Source organism: Aeromonas hydrophila subsp. hydrophila ATCC 7966 (genome assembly GCF_000014805.1).
In the GTDB taxonomy this organism is placed as follows: Bacteria; Pseudomonadota; Gammaproteobacteria; order Enterobacterales; family Aeromonadaceae; genus Aeromonas; species Aeromonas hydrophila.
Window position 1 is genome coordinate 500,133 of the sequence record NC_008570.1, and the last position, 18,278, is coordinate 518,410.

18 protein-coding genes are annotated in these 18,278 nt (G+C 65.0%); 11 read left to right on the top strand and 7 right to left on the bottom strand.

Annotation, left to right across the window (positions count from 1 at the left end; all coding sequences use genetic code 11):
- Nucleotides 1-28: 28 nt before the first annotated feature.
- Entirely contained in the window at nt 29-2,563 is a 2,535-nt protein-coding gene (locus AHA_RS02360) for a class I adenylate cyclase (protein ID WP_011704443.1), read from the top strand.
- 123 nt (nt 2,564-2,686) lie between these two features.
- Here the strand turns inward: AHA_RS02360 and AHA_RS02365 are convergent, their stop codons facing one another.
- Together AHA_RS02365 and cyaY are read right to left on the bottom strand one after the other, a co-directional pair.
- The gene (locus AHA_RS02365) at nt 2,687-3,340 is read right to left on the bottom strand and encodes an alpha/beta hydrolase (RefSeq protein WP_164927783.1); all 654 of its coding nucleotides are present in this window, start codon (nt 3,338-3,340) and stop codon (nt 2,687-2,689) included.
- Nucleotides 3,341-3,354: 14 nt separating this feature from the next.
- Entirely contained in the window at nt 3,355-3,669 is a 315-nt protein-coding gene (cyaY, locus tag AHA_RS02370) for an iron donor protein CyaY (RefSeq protein ID WP_011704445.1), read from the bottom strand.
- A 73-nt stretch (nt 3,670-3,742) separates the two neighbouring features.
- On the opposite strand from cyaY, the gene lptM reads away from it, so the two are divergent.
- From lptM to AHA_RS02400, 6 genes are all read left to right on the top strand, one after another.
- Nucleotides 3,743-3,919 carry an LPS translocon maturation chaperone LptM gene (lptM, locus tag AHA_RS02375; RefSeq protein ID WP_115586400.1) on the top strand — a complete coding sequence of 59 codons (177 nt, stop codon included), beginning with the start codon at nt 3,743-3,745 and terminating at the stop codon, nt 3,917-3,919.
- 20 nt (nt 3,920-3,939) lie between these two features.
- Nucleotides 3,940-5,190 carry a diaminopimelate decarboxylase gene (gene lysA / locus AHA_RS02380; RefSeq protein WP_011704446.1) on the top strand — a complete coding sequence of 417 codons (1,251 nt, stop codon included), beginning with the start codon at nt 3,940-3,942 and terminating at the stop codon, nt 5,188-5,190.
- Nucleotides 5,191-5,255: 65 nt separating this feature from the next.
- On the top strand, nt 5,256-6,086 hold the full coding sequence (dapF, locus tag AHA_RS02385; RefSeq protein WP_011704447.1) for a diaminopimelate epimerase: 831 nt from the start codon (nt 5,256-5,258) through the stop codon (nt 6,084-6,086).
- A gap of 80 nt (nt 6,087-6,166) precedes the next feature.
- Complete coding sequence (locus tag AHA_RS02390) at nt 6,167-6,847, top strand: DUF484 family protein (RefSeq protein WP_016349251.1); 681 nt, start codon at nt 6,167-6,169, stop codon at nt 6,845-6,847.
- Nucleotides 6,840-7,817 carry a tyrosine recombinase XerC gene (gene xerC / locus AHA_RS02395; RefSeq protein WP_011704449.1) on the top strand — a complete coding sequence of 326 codons (978 nt, stop codon included), beginning with the start codon at nt 6,840-6,842 and terminating at the stop codon, nt 7,815-7,817. Before AHA_RS02390 ends, xerC begins: the two co-directional genes overlap by 8 nt.
- A gap of 40 nt (nt 7,818-7,857) precedes the next feature.
- Nucleotides 7,858-8,568, top strand: a complete 711-nt coding sequence (locus tag AHA_RS02400) for an HAD-IA family hydrolase (protein ID WP_011704450.1) — start codon at nt 7,858-7,860, stop codon at nt 8,566-8,568.
- 98 nt (nt 8,569-8,666) lie between these two features.
- Here the strand turns inward: AHA_RS02400 and AHA_RS02405 are convergent, their stop codons facing one another.
- A complete protein-coding gene (locus AHA_RS02405; RefSeq protein WP_164927525.1) occupies nt 8,667-9,068 on the bottom strand; it encodes an STY0301 family protein in 402 nt (133 codons plus the stop codon).
- A gap of 41 nt (nt 9,069-9,109) precedes the next feature.
- Nucleotides 9,110-10,636 (bottom strand): mechanosensitive ion channel family protein, encoded by a 1,527-nt coding sequence (locus AHA_RS02410; RefSeq protein ID WP_011704452.1) that lies wholly within the window; start codon nt 10,634-10,636, stop codon nt 9,110-9,112.
- A gap of 133 nt (nt 10,637-10,769) precedes the next feature.
- Between AHA_RS02410 and AHA_RS02415 the strand changes: the two genes are divergently transcribed.
- Nucleotides 10,770-11,165 carry a hypothetical protein gene (locus tag AHA_RS02415; RefSeq protein WP_161772480.1) on the top strand — a complete coding sequence of 132 codons (396 nt, stop codon included), beginning with the start codon at nt 10,770-10,772 and terminating at the stop codon, nt 11,163-11,165.
- A gap of 9 nt (nt 11,166-11,174) precedes the next feature.
- Here the strand turns inward: AHA_RS02415 and AHA_RS02420 are convergent, their stop codons facing one another.
- From AHA_RS02420 to AHA_RS02430, 3 genes are all read right to left on the bottom strand, one after another.
- The gene (locus AHA_RS02420) at nt 11,175-11,945 is read right to left on the bottom strand and encodes a gamma-glutamyl-gamma-aminobutyrate hydrolase family protein (RefSeq protein WP_011704454.1); all 771 of its coding nucleotides are present in this window, start codon (nt 11,943-11,945) and stop codon (nt 11,175-11,177) included.
- A 361-nt stretch (nt 11,946-12,306) separates the two neighbouring features.
- Nucleotides 12,307-13,116, bottom strand: a complete 810-nt coding sequence (gene yidA, locus AHA_RS02425; protein ID WP_011704455.1) for a sugar-phosphatase — start codon at nt 13,114-13,116, stop codon at nt 12,307-12,309.
- Between the two features lie 104 nt (nt 13,117-13,220).
- Nucleotides 13,221-14,891, bottom strand: coding sequence for a DUF342 domain-containing protein (locus AHA_RS02430; RefSeq protein WP_024946066.1), 1,671 nt, complete (start codon nt 14,889-14,891; stop codon nt 13,221-13,223).
- A 285-nt stretch (nt 14,892-15,176) separates the two neighbouring features.
- Here AHA_RS02430 and AHA_RS02435 point away from each other — a divergent pair, with 285 nt between their 5' ends.
- The 3 genes from AHA_RS02435 to AHA_RS02445 all read left to right on the top strand — a co-directional run bounded on the left by AHA_RS02435 (nt 15,177) and on the right by AHA_RS02445 (nt 18,274).
- Complete coding sequence (locus tag AHA_RS02435) at nt 15,177-16,151, top strand: HlyD family secretion protein (protein WP_011704457.1); 975 nt, start codon at nt 15,177-15,179, stop codon at nt 16,149-16,151.
- Entirely contained in the window at nt 16,144-17,073 is a 930-nt protein-coding gene (locus tag AHA_RS02440) for an ABC transporter ATP-binding protein (protein ID WP_011704458.1), read from the top strand. The genes AHA_RS02435 and AHA_RS02440 overlap by 8 nt, the downstream gene beginning before the upstream one ends.
- Before the next feature lie 106 nt (nt 17,074-17,179).
- A complete protein-coding gene (locus AHA_RS02445; protein WP_011704459.1) occupies nt 17,180-18,274 on the top strand; it encodes an ABC transporter permease in 1,095 nt (364 codons plus the stop codon).
- Nucleotides 18,275-18,278: the final 4 nt, after the last annotated feature.

Consider the following 18,278-nt stretch of genomic DNA (forward strand, 5'->3'; position numbering starts at 1 on the left):
CATTTCTTACCTCGGTATAGGCAGGGCATTGCTGGTAAAACTCGACACGCTGGTGGCGCGCTACGACGAACTCAATCGTCTCAAGACGCAACGGGCGCTAGGTCTCATGAGTCGCTACGGGCAGCAGGTTTTTCAGCTGCTACCCGTCATGCTGCACTTCAATCACCCTCTGCTGCCTGGTTACGTGGCGGGGGATGTGCCGCACGGCATCTGGAGTTTTACCGCCAATGACGCACAGCAGGCCTTCATCGAGGATCTGTGCCAGAACGCCAACTGCCTGAACGGCCTCACCACCCATGACAAGTCGATCCAGGGGCTCTACTCCATGGGCAGCACCTCGTCCATCGGCCAGTGCTGCCACTCGGATCTCGACATCTGGGTCTGCCACGTGGCCGGTTTGTCGCAGGAGCGGCTCGAGCTGCTGGATCTCAAGTGCCAGCAACTCTCCAAGTGGGCCGAGCAGCGCGGGGTCGATCTCAACTTCTTCCTGATCCCCGAGGACAAGTTCCGCCAGCGCAACGATGCCCAGATGCAGGGTGAGAGCTGCGGCAGCGCCCAGCACTTGCTGCTGCTCGACGAGTTCTACCGCAGCGCCATGCTGATCGCCGGCAAGCGGTTGCTCTGGTATCTGGTGCCCAGCGAGTATGACGACCACTACGACGACTACGTCAACGGCCTGTTCGCCCACGGCAAGCTGAGCCAGGATGACTGGCTCGATCTCGGTGGCTTCAACCGCATTCCGGCCGAGGAGTACTTCGGCTCTGCCCTCTGGCAGCTCTACAAGGGCATCGACTCCCCCTACAAGGCGGTGCTCAAGTCGGTGTTGATGGAGGCCTACTCCCACGAGTATCCCAACACCCGTCTGCTGTCGGTGACCAGCCGCGACTGGTTCCAGCACAACGAGGGGATGCACTACCGGCTCGACAACTACTGCCTGATGCTGGACAAGGTGACCAACTACCTCAAGTCCATCGGCGACATGCAGCGGCTCGATCTGGTGCGCCGCTGTTTCTATCTGAAGGTGTGTGACGGTCTCAGCCACCCGAAGGAGGAGCACTCCCCGGCCTGGCGCCGCGAGCAGATGACCCAGCTGGTCTCCTACTGGGGCTGGAGTCAGGAGCGGTTGCACCATCTGGATCACCGCCAGGAGTGGAAGGTCGAGGACGTCAAGGTGGCTCACGCCGAACTGCTGGAAGCCCTGATGCAGAGCTACCGCAACCTGATCCAGTTCGCCCGGCGCAACAACATCAGCGAGTCCATCAACCCGGAAGACATCGGCATCCTGTCGCGCAAGCTCTATGCCGCGTTCGAGAGCCTGCCGGGCAAGGTACAGCGCATCAACCTCAAGATTGCGCCGGACTTGAGCGAACCGGATCTCAGCTTCGTGCAGGTGCCGCACGGCCGCTTGAACCGCGCCGGCTGGTATCTCTACAAACATTCGCTGGAGCCGGCTGACATCATCGGTCGGGCGCCGCTCGAATATAACGGCTATATCAGCAAGCTGGTGTCGTGGGCCTACTTCAACGGCCTGCTGACGCCCCAGTCGCGGGTGCACCTGTTCAATCAGGGCTCGGATCTGCACATCGACAACCTGCACCAGTTCTGTCGCGATCTGTCCGGCACCTTCCCGGTCAAGTATCCCCGCGCCACCAACCTGGCCCTCAGCCGGCCGTGCGAAATTCGCCAGCTCTCCATCTTCCTCAACCTGGAGACGGACCCGACCAGTCACTGGGTGGGCCAGGTGATCGAATTCGACGCCAACGCCGCCGACGTCTTCTCGTTCGGCCGCAACCAGGAGTGTCTGGTGGGCTCGGTGGACCTGGTCTATCGCAACTCCTGGAGCGAGATCCGTACCCTGCACTTCCAGGGGGACGAGGCGGTGGTGGATGCTCTCACCACCATCCTCGGCAAGATGCATCAGGATGCCGCCGCCCCCGAGATGATCGAGGTGTTCTGCTACAGCCAGCACTTCCGCTCCCTGGTGCGTACCCGCTTCCAGCAGCTGGTGGCCGAGTGCATCGAGCTGCGTCTGGCTCGCGACAAGCAGCAGCTGGTCAAGACGCTGGCGCTCGGCAAGGAGAAGTACGGCATCTTCTTCGAGCGGCGCGGGGTGTCGGTCAAGAAGCTGGAGAACGCGGTCGACTTCTATCGCCACATCTCCCACAACAAGCTGGATCACCTGCCGCTGCGGCTCGACAAGACCCATAGCCAGCATCTGCCCGGCATCGTCGACGCCTACGCCAGCGAGGGGCTGGTGCAGTTCTTCTTCGATACCCGGGATGCGGGCACCAACATCTATATCCTGGACGAGGCGAACCGGGTGGAGATCTACCAGCACTTCGCCGGCAACAAGGATGAGCTGGTGCAGGGGGTGAACCGCTTCTATACCTCCAGCCACGAGCGCTTCAGCGACGCGGGCCAGTTCAGCAACTTCAACTTGCCCCAGTACTACGAGATAGTGCAGATCAATGGCGAGCTGGAAGTGATCCCCTACCGCAGCCAGGGTCAGCTGCGCGACGGTGGTCAGGGGCGCGAGCTCGGCTCCGCCGCAGGCGCGGGGTAGTGCAGGGGCCGGTCCGGCGTGCGCGCAAGCGCCCCGGTCTCGGCCCCCTGCTGCACAGGATCATCGCTCATATCGAATGAAAACGGCCTGCATCTGCAGGCCGTTTGGCTATCCGCGGTTGGCTCAGCCCGCGAGGCGGGCCAGCAGCCACTGACGGATGTCGTCGAGCTGCGGACGGCAGATTTCGTGGCGCATCGGGTACTCGTGCCACTCGGGGGAGAGTCCGGCCGCCTCCAGCCGGTTCTTGGCGTCCCAGCCCATGGAGAGGCTCACCACGTCGTCATAGATGCCGTGCATGTAGCAGATGGGCAGGCTGCGGGCAGCCTCGCTCATCTCGCCGAGCAGGGCGTCGGGCGCCGCCAGGTAGGTGGACATGCAGAGCAGGCCCGCCAGTTGCTGCGGCAGGCGCAAGGCGGTGAAGGAGGCAATCACTCCCCCCTGGGAGAAGCCGGCCAGCACGATGCGCTCGGGGGCGAAGCCCTCCGCCACCAGCTGCTCGATCAGCGCGGCGATGTGGGCTGCGGACTCCCTGACGTGGGACTCCACGGCGCGATCCGCCGGATTGTCGAAGCTCTTGATGTCGTACCAGCCGCGCATCTTGTAGCCCATATTGATGGTGATGGCGCGCTCCGGCGCATCGGGCAGCAGATGACGCACCGGCAGGTCGGCGGGCAGCGCCAGCGCATCCACCAGTGGGGCGAGGCCGGCGCCGGAATCCCCCAGCCCGTGCAGCCAGATCACCGCGTGACGGGCGCCTTCAGGATGCAGATCGATCACGGCGGGCTGCACCATCATGGGAACTGGACGGGTTCACCCGCCTGGGTGGTGCAGGCCTTGCTCAGCAGCGTCTTGAGCTCGTGACCGAAGCGGTTGTCGATCCAGCTTTCCCCTTGCAGCTCGAAGTGGAAGCCGTTCTCGCGGGTGGCGACCCAGATCTGGTGCAGGGGCTCCTGCTTGTTGATGATGACCTTGGTCTTGTTCTCGAACGACAGGGTCAAGACCCCGCCGGCACGCTCACAGTCAATATCCGGATATCCTGCGTCGACGGTGTCCTCCACATATTGGAAAAAGGCGTCGGTCAGGGCGTGATACTCGTGATCCTTCATCGGTTTATCCTGTTGCTTTTAACAATGTGAGTGCGATTATAGAGGGCCAAAAATTTTTTCGCAGCGAACCATTATGATTACCCAGCTTACCAAGTGTCTGCTTGCCACTCTTCTGTCTATTGGTTTGGCCGCGTGTGGCCTGACGGGACCGCTCTACATGCCGCCCCCCGAGCAGCCCCAGACCCAGAGTACACCGCAAGCACAGACGCCTGCGACCGCCGAGGCTGCCCCAGAGGCCGCGCCGCAATAATTTAGGAAGGAACCGCCCCCTTGGATCACTTTAACTACGACGCTGACGGCCAGCTTCAGGCCGAACACACCTCGCTGCAACAACTTGCCGAGCAGTACGGCACCCCGCTGTACGTCTACTCCCGCGCCACCCTTGAACGCCACTGGCACGCTTTCGACAAGGCGGCGGGCGACATCCCCCATCTCATCTGCTATGCGGTCAAGGCCAACTCCAACCTGGCACTGCTCAACCTGCTGGCGCGCCTTGGCTCTGGCTTTGACATCGTCTCCGGCGGCGAGCTGTCGCGGGTGCTGGCGGCGGGCGGCGATCCGGCCAAGGTGGTCTTCTCCGGGGTGGCCAAGAGCGAAGCCGAGATGCGCCTCGCGCTGGATAAAGAGATCCTCTGTTTCAACCTGGAGTCGGAAGCCGAGCTGGAACGTCTGAACCGGGTGGCGGGCGGCATGGGCAAGAAGGCCCGGGTGTCGGTGCGGGTCAACCCGGACATCGACGCCGGTACTCATCCCTATATCTCCACCGGCCTCAAGCAGAACAAGTTCGGCATTCCCATCGAGCAGGCGCCCGCCATCTACCGCAAGGCGGCGGCCATGGCCAACATCGAGATCGTCGGGGTGGACTGCCATATCGGCTCGCAACTCACTGAATTGAATCCCTTCATGGAGGCGGCCGACAAGCTGCTGCGGCTGATTGACGGCCTGGCGGTGGAAGGCATCCACATTCACCACCTGGATGTAGGCGGGGGCCTTGGGGTCAACTACGGCGCCGAGCAGCCACCCCATCCCAGCGAATATGCCGAGGCGCTCAAGCAGAAGCTGGCGGGCCGGGATCTGACCCTGTTGTTCGAACCGGGCCGCGCCATCGTCGCCAACGCCGGCGTGCTGCTGACCCGGGTGGAGTACCTCAAGCCGGGCGAGACCCGCAACTTCGCGTTGATCGACGCCGGCATGAACGATCTGCTGCGTCCCTCGCTCTACGGCGCCTGGATGAACATCATCGAGGTGGACAGCCGTACGGCCCACGAGCCGGCGCTGTACGACGTGGTCGGCCCGGTTTGCGAGACCGGTGACTTCCTCGGCAAGGAGCGCACCCTGGCGATCGCCGAGGGCTCCCTGCTGGCGGTGCGTTCCGCCGGTGCCTATGGCTTTACCATGTCCTCCAACTACAACACCCGTCCCCGCGCCGCCGAAGTGCTGGTGGACGGAGCGCAGTCGTTCCTCATCAGAGAGCGCGAGCAGTTGGCCGATCTCTGGCGCGGTGAGCATTTACTGCCCTGATTGTTAATGGATTTCTCTAAGCGTTCCTCCAGGTGAGAGCGTGAACAAGGGTACAGGAACGCACGATGTTGATAGATTTTTCCAAGATGCACGGGCTGGGGAACGACTTCATGGTGGTGGATGGCGTCACCCAGAAGGTGTTTTTCAGCAATGAGGTCATCAAGAAGCTGGCGGATCGCCATTTCGGCATCGGCTTCGACCAGCTGCTGCTGGTGGAGCCGCCCTATGATCCCGAGCTCGACTTTCACTACCGCATCTTCAATGCCGATGGCAGCGAGGTGGAGCAGTGCGGCAACGGTGCCCGCTGTTTCGCCCGTTTCGTGCGCCTCAAGGGGCTGATCAACCGGGATCGCATCGCGGTCAGCACGGCGCGCGGCCGCATCGTGCTGCAGCTGGAAGGGGAGAACCAGGTCACGGTCAACATGGGGGTGCCCCAGTTCGAGCCGGGCAAGATCCCGTTCCGGGCCCAGAAGGCGGAAAAAACCTACCTGCTGCGGGCCCAGGAACATACTGTGATGTGCGGGGCCGTCTCCATGGGCAATCCTCACTGCGTCATCGAGGTGCCCTCGGTGGCCGATGCGCCGGTGGCGACCCTGGGTCCCATCATGGAGCGACACGAGCGCTTTCCCGAGCGGGTCAACGTCGGCTTCATGGAGATGGTCAACGCCAGCGAGATCAAGCTGCGGGTGTTCGAACGCGGGGTGGGCGAGACCCTGGCCTGCGGGACCGGCGCCTGCGCGGCCGTGGTGGTGGGCATCAGCCAGGGCAAGCTCAAGGAGCGGGTCACCGTCACTCTGCCGGGGGGAAAGCTGACCATCGCCTGGAAGGGGCCGGGTCAGCCGGTCTACATGACCGGGCCGGCCGAGCACGTATTTGACGGTCAGATAGAGTTATAGGCACGGGCGGGGAGGCCCCCGCTCTGCCAAGCACTAATGTCGGGGCCTTGTGCCCCTTTTTCGGATGGACCAACCAAGTTATGAGCGAACTCAAACGGCAGGAACCACTGGTGGATGAAGCCACAGTGCTGGAGTACCTGGCCCGTTATCCCGAGTTTTTCCAGCGCCACGCGGCCATGCTGGACCGGATCCGCATTCCTCACGAACGCAAGGGCACCGTCTCGCTGGTGGAGCGCCAGCTGGACAGACAGCGCGAGCGCATCGAACAGCTGGAGCAGGAGATCACCGAGCTGATGGGGATCGCCAGCGAGAACGAGCGGATCTTCCGGGTCTATGCCGATCTCTACGGCGAGCTGTACGGCTGTCAGAGCCTGTTCGAGGTGAGCGCGGTGATGGGCAAGGCGTTCGTGCAGCGGCTGCGGCTGACCGGCCTGCGGCTCTGGCTCAGCCCGAAAAAATTCCAGTTGAGCGGCCCCGAGCAGAAGTTCATGGCGGAGGGCCGACAGCTCGAGCAGCTGCTGGGCCAGCGCCTGCCGGGCCAGGATTACTACTTCGGCCGACTCAACCAGAGCGAGAAGCAGGCGCTGTTCGGTCACGACGTGCTGGTCAACTCGGTGGCGCTGATGCGGCTCGGCGATCTCGGCGTACTGGCCTTCGCCAGCTCGGATCCGAGCCACTTCACCCCCCACAACGACACCCTGCTGCTGGGCCAGCTTGGCCGCCTGCTGCAGCTGCGTCTGCCCGAGCTGGCGCGTGGCTAAGACGCCGGCCAGATCTCCCGCCAAGGCGCCGCCAGCCGCCGAGCCTCTGCCGGCCGCGCTGGCCGACGAGCTGGCGGGCTTCATCGAATACCTGCGGGTCGAGCGCCAGCTCAGCCCGCACACCCGCAGCAACTACCAGGCCCATCTGGAAGCCATGACCGCCGAGCTGGTGAAGCTCGGGGTCGACGACTGGGCCCGGCTTGAGGCGAGTCAGGTGCGCAGTCTGGTGACCCGGATGCACAAGGCGGGGCTGGCGCCCCGTTCGCTGGCCACCAAGGTTTCCGCCCTGCGCAGTTTCTGCGACTGGCAGGTGCGCCAGGGGCGACTGGTGGCCAATCCGGCGCGCGGCATCGTCACCCCCAAGCAGGGGCGGCCGCTACCCAAGAACCTGGATGTGGACGAGATGTACCAGCTGCTCAACATCACCGACGAGCAGGATCCGCTGGCGGTGCGGGATCGCGCCATCATGGAGCTGATGTACTCCTCCGGCCTGCGGCTCGCCGAGCTGGTGGGGCTCAATCTGGCGGACGTGAAGCTCGACGAGCGCCAGCTCAGGGTGACCGGCAAGGGCTCGCGGGAGCGGGTGCTGCCGGTGGGGCGGATGGCGGTGGAGTGGCTGCACAAATGGCTCAAGCTGCGCCCCCTGCTGGCCGGCGACGAGCTGGAGGCGCTGTTCGTCTCCAAGCGCAAGCAGCGGCTGTCGGCCCGCTCGGTGCAGGAGCGGCTCGACGGCTGGGGCAACAAGCAGGCGCTCAACGCCCACGTCCATCCCCACAAGCTGCGCCACAGCTTTGCCACCCATATGCTGGAGTCTTCCGGCGATCTGCGGGCGGTGCAGGAGCTGCTGGGTCACGCCGATCTCTCCACCACCCAGATCTACACCCACCTCGACTTCCAGCATCTGGCCAAGGTGTATGACAGCGCCCACCCGCGGGCGAAGCGGGATCCCGCCACTCCGGACGACGAATGAAGAGGGCCGGGCCCGCCCGGCCTCGACAAGAGGAGATACCATGCAGTTCTATCGCCGCTGGCAGCCGGTGGCCGCCATCTCGTTTGATCTTGACGACACCCTCTATGACAACGGCCCGGCCATCGAGCGGGCCGAGCAGTGGATGCTGAGCCACCTGCGCAGCGAATACCTGGCCACCGCCATGCTGGACAAGCCGCGCTGGCAGGCGCTCAAGCACAACCTGCTGCTGGAACAGCCGGCACTGCGCCACGACGTCAGTCTGGCGCGCCGGCACGGCATTCAGGCCGCGCTGATGGCGGGGGGGATGGCACAAGGGTTGGCGGAGCGTGAGGCAGCGTCGGTGTTCGCCGGTTTTCTGGCCGAGCGCTCGAAGATCGAGGTGAGCGATGAGACCCACGCCCTGCTGGCCCGGCTGGCCGAGCGCTACCCGCTGGTGGTCATCACCAACGGCAATCTGGATCTGACCCGGGCTGGGCTCGCGGATTACTTCACCCTGGTCTGCAAGGCTGGCCTCGGCAGCAGGATGAAGCCGGCGCCGGACATGTTCGTAGAGGCGCAGAGGGCCCTCAAGCTGGCGCCCGGCCAGATCCTGCACGTGGGGGATCATCCACAGACGGATGTGCTGGGGGCCCGGCTGCACGGCTTCAAGGCCGCCTGGCTCAACGAGCGCGGCCAGCCCTGGCGAGAGTTGCAACTGCTGCCGGACGTGGAGCTGACGGCGCTGGGCGAGCTGGCCGAACTGCTGCTCTAAGCAGACCCCAACACCCGCCAGTTCCAGCCGACATGCATCCCCTGTCGGCCGCTCATGCACCGCAGGCAGCCGTCATCGTAAGGGTCATGCCGGAGTGGTCACTCGTTGCGGCAGATCAGCCCGCGCAGCTGGTAAGGATCGGGCTGGTTGACCCGGCAGTAGCTGATGCCGGTGGGCAGCGCCTGCTGCAGGGTGATGGCGGTCTCCCGATAGTGGCAGACCAGATAGAAGGGGCGAGGGTTGCGGCGATCCAGACTCCAGTAGTGCAGCGCGTCGCTGTCGCCGTTGTCCGGCTTGAGCTGGGCTCGCTCATCGGGGTCGCCGTCGAACAGGGCCAGGTTGTCCAGCCGGTGGCTGAGGGGCTGGTGTTGTTCCCCCATATCGTTGCGGGTGACGGCCTGCCACCCCGGGCTGGCCCCCAGCAGCTGCTGGCGGGTTTCAATGGTCGCGGGGCAGTCAAATTGCAGGGTGGCGCTCAGGGCCAGTGCGGTCAACAGCATGAAATGCATCTCTGGTAGAAAGCCTGAGCCGCCATGCTACGTCATCGACCGCCAAACAGCGCCATCAGTTTGTCCAGCAGATCCCGTGGTGGGGTGATCTGCTTCATGGCTTCCGCCTCCCGCGCCAGCAGCTCCTGCTGCTCCTGCTGACGGGCGCTCAGCACCTTGTAGAGCGGCTCGAGCAGGGAGCCGCGCTGGGCCACCAGCTCCTGGAACATGGCCTGATTGATGCGATAGGTTTCGACGGTCCCCAGGGCCCGCACCGTGAACGGGCTGGGCTCGCCGGTGAGCAGGCTCAGCTCGCCGAAGAAGTCGCCGGCATTGAGGGTACCGAGCGGCAGCTCGCGCCCTTCCACCTCCACCAGCATCTGGGCATCCCCCTTCACCAGTACGAACAGCCAGCCGGAAACCTCCCCCTGGCTCAGCATCCGATCGCCGTTGACGAAGGGGGCGAACTTGACCTGATCCGCCAGCCGCAGCAACTCCTCCTCCTGCAGCATGGCGAACAGCGGCAGGCGGCGCAGGGTGTCGGTGCGCTCGGCGGTATGCCGCTTGTGGCGCTGATCCTTGTGATCCTGATCCGTGGTCATGAAGACGTTGAAGATGGGCGGGGTGAGGCGCCGGTCGTTGCGGCGCAGAGCGGCATCGATCAGGGTGCGCACCGCCGAGTCGGTGGGATCGTCCACCGCCAGATCGGTGAGCCAGTAGCGCACCGCGTAGCGGGCGATGCCGTTTTCCACGTTCATCAGCAGGCAGTCAGGCTGCGGGCTGGCGGAGACGTGGCGGATGCGGGTCTCTCGCAGGGACTGTTCCACCAGGGCGATGATCTGGGTCGGCAGGGTATCCAGGGTGATGTCGAACCAGACCCAGCGGCGCCACTGCAGGGGGGCGTTCTGCCGCCGTCCGAGCACGGTGAAGCGCTGCTTGAGCAGGTGGCTGTTGGGGATTACCACCGTCTCCCAGTTGCGGGTCTCGATGGTGGTGGCGCGCCAGTTGATCTCCACCACCCGGCCCTGGGTGGTCTCCACCTGCAGCCAGTCACCGATGGCGATGGAGTTGTCGAGCTGGATCGAGACGCCGGCCAGCAGGTTGCCCAGGGTATCCTGCATGGAGAAGGCGATGACGGCGGTGATGACGGCGGAGGTGGTGACGATCTCGCCGAGGGCCATGCCGGAGGCGTAGAGGCGGAACAGGCACCAGCCGATGTAGCCGACCGTGATGACGATGTCGGCGATGATGCGCGGGATGCGGATCTGGCACAGGGGCAGCAGAAACTGGAACAGCAGGATCCCCCAGATTTTCACCAGCACCAGCCCGGCCAGCAGGCTGGAGATCTCCACCAGCCAGCGGTGGGGCAGCGGCAGACGAAACCAGCCCCCCTCGAACTGGATCAGCAGGATCACCACCAGGCTTATCATCACGAAGCCGAGCTCGCTCACCAGCTCCCGCCGACGGCCGGGGCTGCGCAGGAAATGGGTGAAGAGCAAGAACAGGGTCAACAGGGTCCAGAACGGGTGTTCGCCAATCCACAGCAGGGTAGGTAGCGCAACGAGGTTATCGCTAAACATAGCAGCCCCTTATCATTGGTTATTTCCAGCATAGTTGGTTTCAACCCGCTAAATGGGTGCGGGGCGGGGGCAATTTATTTATGCTGGGCGCCGGTCTGACGAGGGAGTGGTACGAGTGCGCACGCTGAACAAGATGGTCTGGATTGCCGGGGCCTGGTTGCTGACGGGCTGTGATCAGCTGGCCGACAAGTATCGGGTCGAGTTTCGCGATGGCTCCTGGCGCGAGATCGCCATCACCCCCTTCGCCGACGAGGCGCGCTGGCGCGAGGGCTGCGCCACCGGCGAGGTGCTGAGCGACATGATGCTGCCGCTCAAGCGCGGCAAGACGGTCAACGGCCGCGAACAGCTCTTGATCGGCGGCGAGCTGTTCGAGCTGGACGACAGCGCCCTCTATCGCAGCAACGGCATGGTGTTTGGCCACACGCCGGATCACATCCAGCGCGGGCTGAAGGGGCTGGAGGTATGCCGAACCCTGCGCCCGGATCGCGGTGCGCTGCCCAAGCTCAAGGCGCGCGGGTTCGGCGACTAGCCGGCGGCGTCAGAGGCCGCTCAGACGGGCCCGGCAGGCGTCGCCAAAGGCCTCGAAGATCTTGATGGAGTGAGGGTTCTCGCTCGCCTTCCACTCCGGGTGCCACTGCACCGCCAGCAGGAAGGGGGAGAGGGTGGGGGCGTGGATCGCCTCGATCAGCCCGTCTTCGGCATGGGCCAGCGGCTCCAGCCCCTTGGCCAGCGTCTTGATCCCCTGGCCGTGCAGCGAGTTGACCGGGATCGACGGCTGTCCCATCAGCTCCGCCAGCCAGCTGCCCGGCACCAGCTCGACCTGATGGCTCTCGCCATACTGATCGTCCACCGGATCGTCAGCGTCTTCCCGATGATCGTCATAACCCGGTTCACTGTAGACCTTCTGGTGGATGTCTCCCCCCAGCGCCACGTTGATCTCCTGCATGCCGCGGCAGATCCCGAGGATCGGCAGGCCGCGGTCGAGGGCGGCGCGCACCAGCGGGATATCGAACAGATCCCTGTCCCTGTCCTGCTGCTTCTCCGGGGTGAGGTTCTCCTGGCCGTAGAGGGCGGGATCGATGTTGGAGCCGGCGCCGCTCAGATAGACGCCATCCGCCAGATCCAGATACTGCGCCAGATCCTCGGTGCCGCAGCAGGTGGGCACCAGCAGCGGCACGCAGCCGCTGATCTCCACCAGCGGCTTGATGTATTTGTGGGTCATCACCTGATAGGCGTGGCCATTGCGGGGCTGGGCGCCCGTGGTCATCAGTACGACGGGTTTACGCGGGGTGTGGGGGCTGCGAGTCATGATTCACCTTGGCTGTCCTTAGCGGTCCTGCGCCTTGGGCAGGCCCTTGCCGTCGTCAGCGGGGCAAGGGCATGCCTCAAGGCATGGTCGTGGGATCGGAGGTGCGTTGCACAGCCAGAATCGTCGGTCAGCCTGGGCAACGACAGCCTGGATCCTGATCCCAGTCTGCCAAGGCCGTTCAATATGTCAAACAAAATGATGCCAATATGTTAAATATATTTTGCGCTCGACTGGCTTGAGTCCCATTTAAAGGGGCCTGTAGCGGAGGAGGGGAGAGGGAAGTGCATTTCTGTGGTGGATATATTAAACATTTCGCACTGACGGCCGGATAGCAAAAGGGGCCCGCAGGCCCCTGGTCGTGTCAGGCGTTCAGGATGAAACGCTCGATCACCTGGGCGACCCCGTCTTCATCGTTGCGCCCCGTGGTGTGCTGGGCCAGCGCCTTGATATCGTCGGTGGCATTGCCCATGGCCACCCCCAGCCCGGCGTACTCGATCATGTGGTGATCGTTGCCCGCATCCCCCACCGCGATGACCTGGGAGGCATCCAGCCCCAGGTGCTCGGCCAGGGCGGCGACGCCGGTCCCCTTGTTGCTCTGCTTGTTCATGAACTCGAGGAAGTAGGGGGCGCTGCGCACCACGGTATAGCGCTGGTAGAGCTCGGCCGGCAGCTTGGCGATGGCGGGGGAGAGCAGCGGCTCGGGATCGATCATCATCACCTTGAGGATCTGCTCGTCGGCGGGCAGGGTGGCGAAGTCCAGCAGCTTGATGGGCATGTCGATGAGGCGGGATTCGTGCTCGGTGTAGGGGCTGACCCTGGGGCTGATGAGCCCCCGGCTCACCGAGAAGCCGTGCACGTTGACGCCCAGCTCGTCGGCCAGGGCGGCGATGGCGCTGGCATCGCTGCCGGTGAGCAGCTGGCTGCGGATGATGCGCTGATCGGCCACCTGCTGCACCAGGGCACCGTTGTAGCAGATGACGTAGTCATCCTGACCGGTTAGGCCGAGTTCCACCAGATAGCGGCTCATCCCCTCCAGCGGCCGGCCCGAGGCCAGCACGACGGTGACGCCCTTGGCGCGGGCGGCGGCAATGGCCGCGTGGGTGCGGGGGGAAATCTGGCCCTGGGAGTTCAACAGGGTGCCATCCATATCCAATGCGATCAGCTTGTACATCTCTCACTATCCTGCGGTCTGGCTGGCCCGCCCGATGGGGCCAATGGGAGGCCGAGTGTAGCGAAATTCGCCGCCCGGATCACGACTGACGGGGCACTCTTGCGTCACTTGTGGGGTTCGTAGGGGGTCAGCTGCAGCTGATCTTCACGGATGGCGAAGTGGATGGGGCCGTGTTCGATGTCGACCCGGTAGTGGTGGTGGGCCATTTCCACCTCGACCCCGGGGAAGGCGTGCTGGGTAGCGATGATGTCCATCTCCGCCATCAGCTTCTGCAGCTCCTCCTGGGCCGCTTCCAGCTGTTCATCCAGCAGCTTGCTCTCCTCGAGGCGCTGGGTCCGGATCAGCTTGATCTTCTGCAGGGTCTGGGGATTGCGCTTGTCGCTTGGCAGTTGCAGCAGCTTGAGCAGCAGGTCCTGCAGCTTGTCTAGCTGCTCCCGGCACTCCTGCTTGCGCTGGCGCAGCGCCTGCTCCTGCTCCTTGTGGGTGAAGTAGCCGCCGAGGATCTGCAGCCGGGTCTGGTTGTGGGCCGAGGCCCCCAGGATCGGCGCCATGATGAGGCGGTTGGCGATGCTGATGCCCCCCAGCAGGTGGCCCTTGCGCATGCCGCTGTCACCCACCTTGAGATCCTGGCCGCTGCGGCTGTAGCAGTGGCTGAGCTGGGTCAGGATGTGGATGTCGCCGCCGGCCTCCAGCTTGGCGTACTGGGCGTAGCTGGCGTGGATCTCCCCCTGGGCGTTGAGGTGGCAGAGGAACTCGTCACTCTGTTCGCTCTTGCGCCCTATGATGCCGTTGCGCACCGTGATGGTGCCGCTCGATTCGATGTAGCCCCCCTCGACGAAGCCGCCGATCACCACGTCGCCGCTGGTCTTTATCTTCATGCCCGGGGTGACGTCGCCCGCCACGATCAGCGCCCCTTCGAAGATGACGTGGCCGTGGCGGATATCCACCTGCTTGACGCTCAGCACGTCGTCCACCTTCATGCCGTTCTTCTCCTGACGCGGCAGGCCGGGGCGGCTGGCCAGCAGCAGATCGGGGTCATCCGGCGAGAGGAAGGTGCCCTCGCCGGCCACCATGGGGCTGTCCTTGCCATGTTTGGCGGGCAGCTCCTGGCCGGTGACGGTGAAACCGGGCACCCCCTGGGTGGCGGGGTGGCGGCGCATCAGCTGGGCGCCGGCCTTGACGGTGAGGATGGTGCCGAGGTCGCGCATGTCGACCCGGCCGTGGTCCAGCTCCTGAGGCTTGAGAATGCGCTCGGCCGGGGTCTCCACCAGTCGCTCGAAACGGGTGTCCTGACCGTTGACGGCGGCCTTGCCCTGCGCCACCGGCAGCCTGAGCAGGGTGCCCGGCGTCGCCTCCTTGGCCGCCAGCACGGCGGCGGCGATGAGCGGCGCCTGCACCCCCTGACTGATCTCGCTGCTCTGGATCGCCTGCTCCAGCTGTTCGCTGGTGAGGTATTTGCCGCCCCAGTCGGCGGTGATCTGGGCGGTGGCGCTCATCCGGTCCTTCTCCACCACCAGCAGGACACTGGCATCGTGGCGCTGGGCGATGGGCACCGGATTGCCGGGCAGGGGGGCGGTCGGGTTGCTGAGCAGGGTGTTGAGCAGGCTGATGGCCTGCTTGATCCCCTCCGTCAACGGTTGATAGCGGCGGCAGTTGGAGGCCAGCAGCAGCGTCTGGATATCGCTCTCCGAGATGGGGTTGGTCAGCCCGGGCACGATGCGCAGGCAGGCGTATTCCATATCGGCTGACAACAGTAACCACTCTTTGCTTAACACCCGGATCCCTTCCTTCGTCCGCATCCCAATTGGAACGGCTGCTTGTTTTCAGTTAATCGGCATTTTGTTAAAAATGCGAATCATCAACATGGTGCTGGTCTGCAGTATCCAGACATTTCTCCTTTTTGGTCAATGAGCTAAGCACAAATGGGTGAACTGGGACGAGGAAATGAAAAGTAACAGGGAGTATGCTGACGGCACCATGAGCCCGTCTGCCAGCCGCTACCGGTTGCCGTCCGGCGGGTGAAGGGAGTGCCCCCGGGCGGATCCGCCACCGTGAGAGGAGTGTCGACCTTGCGTCATTGTCTGCTGCCCCTGGCCCTGACGGGCCTGCTTAGCGCCTGCCAGCCACAGGCATCCACCACGGCCCTCGGCACCCTGGAACGAGACCGGGTGCTGCTGACCGCCACCGCCGGCGAGATCATCCGCGCCCTGCCGGTGGCGGAGGGCAGCCGGGTGGAAGAGGGCACCCTGCTGGCCCGGCTCGATGACCGGCGTCAGCAGGCGGTGCTGGCCCGAGCCAGGGCCCAACAGGCACAGGCGCGGGCCGTCTTGGCCCGGCTGACCAATGGCGAGCGGCCGGAAGACATCGCCGCCGCCCGTGCCAGCCTCGACAAGGCGCAGGCCAACGTCAGGGAGAGCGAGCGCAACTTTGAGCGGATCGACCGGCTGGTGCGCCGCAAGCTGGTGAGCCCTGCGGATCTCGACAAGGCCCGCGCCCAGCGCGACAGCGCCCTGGCCGAGCAGGACGGCGCCCGCCAGCAGCTCGACAAGCTGGCACGGGGTGTGCGGCGCGAAGATATCGACGAAGCGCAGGCCGCCTTGCTGGCCGCCACCGCCGAGGTGGCGCTGGCCGAGCGGGAGCTGGCGGATCTCTCCATCGTTGCCACCCGCAGCGGCCGGCTCGACAGCCTGCCCTATCACCTCGGCGAGCGGGTCGCGGTGGGTGCCGTGCTGGCCGCCATCCAGGCGGACGAGGCGCCTTACGCCCGGGTCTATGTGCCCGAGCCCTCCCTCGCCGGTTACCGGGTCGGCCAGCCGGTGCGGGTGCAGGTGGACGGGGTGGCGGAGCCCTTCACCGGCCGGCTGCGCTGGATCTCGAAAGAGCCCGCCTTTACTCCTTACTACGCCCTCAACGAGCAGGACAGGGCCCGGCTGGTCTATCTGGCCGAGATCGATCTGCCGGCGGGGGCGCAGGATCTGCCGAGCGGCCTGCCGCTGCAGGCCGAACCCGCCGCGCAGGGAGAGGGCCATGAGTGAGCTGGCGATCCGGGCGCTGGGGGTGAGCCGCCGTTTCGGCGATTTTCTGGCGGTGGACGGGCTGGATCTCTGCGTGCCCAAGGGGCAGATCCACGGTTTTCTCGGCCCCAACGGTTGCGGCAAATCCACCACTCTGCGCATGCTGACCGGCCTGCTCACCCCCTCGGCGGGAGAGGTGGAGGTGCTGGGACTGCACATCCCGCGCGAGGCCGAGACCCTGCGCCGGCGGATCGGTTACATGACCCAGAAGTTCTCCCTCTATGACGAGCTGACGGCCTGGGAGAACCTGGAATTCATGGGCCGGATCCACGGCATGGGCGGCACCGTGCTGGCTGCCCGCCTGCACGAGCTGCTGGCCACCTATGAGCTGGCGCCGCTGGCCCGGCAGCGGGCCGGCGCCATGAGCGGCGGCCAGAAGCAGCGGCTGGCGCTGGCGGCGGCGGTGATCCACCGGCCGGCGCTGCTGCTGCTGGACGAACCCACCTCGGCGGTGGATCCGCAGAACCGGCGCGATTTCTGGGAGAAGCTGTTCGATCTGAGCGAAGGGGGTACCACCATACTGGTGACCACCCACTACATGGACGAGGCGGAGCGCTGCCATCAGCTCGCCATCATGGAGGCGGGCCGGGTGCGCGCCCAGGGGGCGCCGCAGGCGCTGATGGATGCCATGAGCACCCGGGTGGTGGAGGTGCTGGCCGCCGATCTGCGGCTGCTCAAACAGCAGCTGGTGCAGCTGGCGCCGGTGCGCTCCGCCGCCCAGCTCGGCCAGCGCTTGCGGGTGCTGGTGGACAAGGAGCTGGCGGAGCCGGTGGCCTGGTTGCAACAGGCCTGTCCGGCGCTGGCCGGGGCTAGTCTGGCGCTGGTCAGACCCAGTCTGGAGGATGTGTTCGTCAGCTGTACCGGTCAGGAGCCGAGGGCATGAACAGTCTGCGACGGCTCTGGGCTATTACCCAGAAAGAACTCAGGCAGCTGGCACGGGACTGGCTGACGTTCGGGATGGTGGTGATGATCCCGACGGGAGTGAGTCGATGAACAGTCTGCGACGGCTCTGGGCCATTACCCAGAAAGAACTCAGACAATTGGCACGGGACAGGCTCACGTTCGGCATGGTGGTGATGATCCCGTTGATCCAGCTGCTGCTGTTCGGTTACGCCATCAACACCGACGTACGGCAGATCCCGGTGGGACTGGTGGAGATGAGCCAGAGCGTGCCGGGCCGGCTGCTGGTGGAGGCGGTGAAGGCGAGCCAGGTGGTGCACATCAAGCAGCAATACGTCGGGGTGCAACAGGCCGAGGCGGCGCTGACCCGGGGCGAGGTGCGCGCCGTGCTGGTGTTGCCCGCCGATCTGAGCCGCCGGCTCAGCGCCGGCGAGACGGCAGGCCAGTGGCTGGTGGATGGCTCGGACACCATGATCGCCGGGGCCCTGCTCGGCCTTCGCAACATGCCGCTCTCCGATCTGAAACCCGACCTAAAGACGGCCCCCCCCACCTTCGAGACCGTGCTCTACTTCAACCCGGCGCGCCGTTCGGCGGTCAACATAGTGCCCGGCCTGCTCGGGGTGATCCTCACCATGACCATGATCATGTTCACCTCAGCGGCCATCGTACGCGAACGGGAGCGCGGCAATCTGGAGCTGCTCATCACCACCCCGGTAGGCTCGATGGAGCTGATGCTGGGCAAGATCCTGCCCTATATCGGGGTAGGGCTGATCCAGGTGGCCATCATCCTCGGGCTCGGCCACTTCATTTTCGACGTGCCCATCAACGGGGCCCTGAGCCAGGTGCTGCTGGCGACCTTGCTGTTCATTGCTGCCAGCCTGACCCTAGGGCTGCTCATATCCACCCTGGCGCAGACCCAGCTGCAGGCGATGCAGATGACGGTGTTTATCCTGCTGCCCTCCATCCTGCTGTCGGGCTTCATGTTCCCCTACGAGGGGATGCCGCTGCCGGCCCAGTGGATTGCCGAGGTGTTGCCGGCCACCCACTTCATGCGGCTGATCCGGGGCATAGTGCTGCGCGGTGGCGAGCTTTCCGAGTTGCTGCCCGACGTGCTCTGGCTGGCGGGGTTCACCCTGCTGGTGTTGACCCTGGCCGCCCATCGCTTCAAGAAGAGTCTGGATTGATGCC

Bases quoted from the DNA above. Each gene is read 5' to 3' on its own strand.
- cyaY (WP_011704445.1), bottom strand. From the start codon at position 3,669: ATGAAGGATCACGAGTATCACGCCCTGACCGACGCCTTTTTCCAATAT.
- lptM (WP_115586400.1), top strand. From the start codon at position 3,743: ATGATTACCCAGCTTACCAAGTGTCTGCTTGCCACTCTTCTGTCTATT.
- dapF (WP_011704447.1), top strand. From the start codon at position 5,256: ATGTTGATAGATTTTTCCAAGATGCACGGGCTGGGGAACGACTTCATG.
- AHA_RS02390 (WP_016349251.1), top strand. From the start codon at position 6,167: ATGAGCGAACTCAAACGGCAGGAACCACTGGTGGATGAAGCCACAGTG.
- AHA_RS02400 (WP_011704450.1), top strand. From the start codon at position 7,858: ATGCAGTTCTATCGCCGCTGGCAGCCGGTGGCCGCCATCTCGTTTGAT.
- AHA_RS02405 (WP_164927525.1), bottom strand. From the start codon at position 9,068: ATGCTGTTGACCGCACTGGCCCTGAGCGCCACCCTGCAATTTGACTGC.
- AHA_RS02410 (WP_011704452.1), bottom strand. From the start codon at position 10,636: ATGTTTAGCGATAACCTCGTTGCGCTACCTACCCTGCTGTGGATTGGC.
- AHA_RS02415 (WP_161772480.1), top strand. From the start codon at position 10,770: ATGGTCTGGATTGCCGGGGCCTGGTTGCTGACGGGCTGTGATCAGCTG.
- AHA_RS02420 (WP_011704454.1), bottom strand. From the start codon at position 11,945: ATGACTCGCAGCCCCCACACCCCGCGTAAACCCGTCGTACTGATGACC.
- yidA (WP_011704455.1), bottom strand. From the start codon at position 13,116: ATGTACAAGCTGATCGCATTGGATATGGATGGCACCCTGTTGAACTCC.
- AHA_RS02440 (WP_011704458.1), top strand. From the start codon at position 16,144: ATGAGTGAGCTGGCGATCCGGGCGCTGGGGGTGAGCCGCCGTTTCGGC.
- AHA_RS02445 (WP_011704459.1), top strand. From the start codon at position 17,180: ATGAACAGTCTGCGACGGCTCTGGGCCATTACCCAGAAAGAACTCAGA.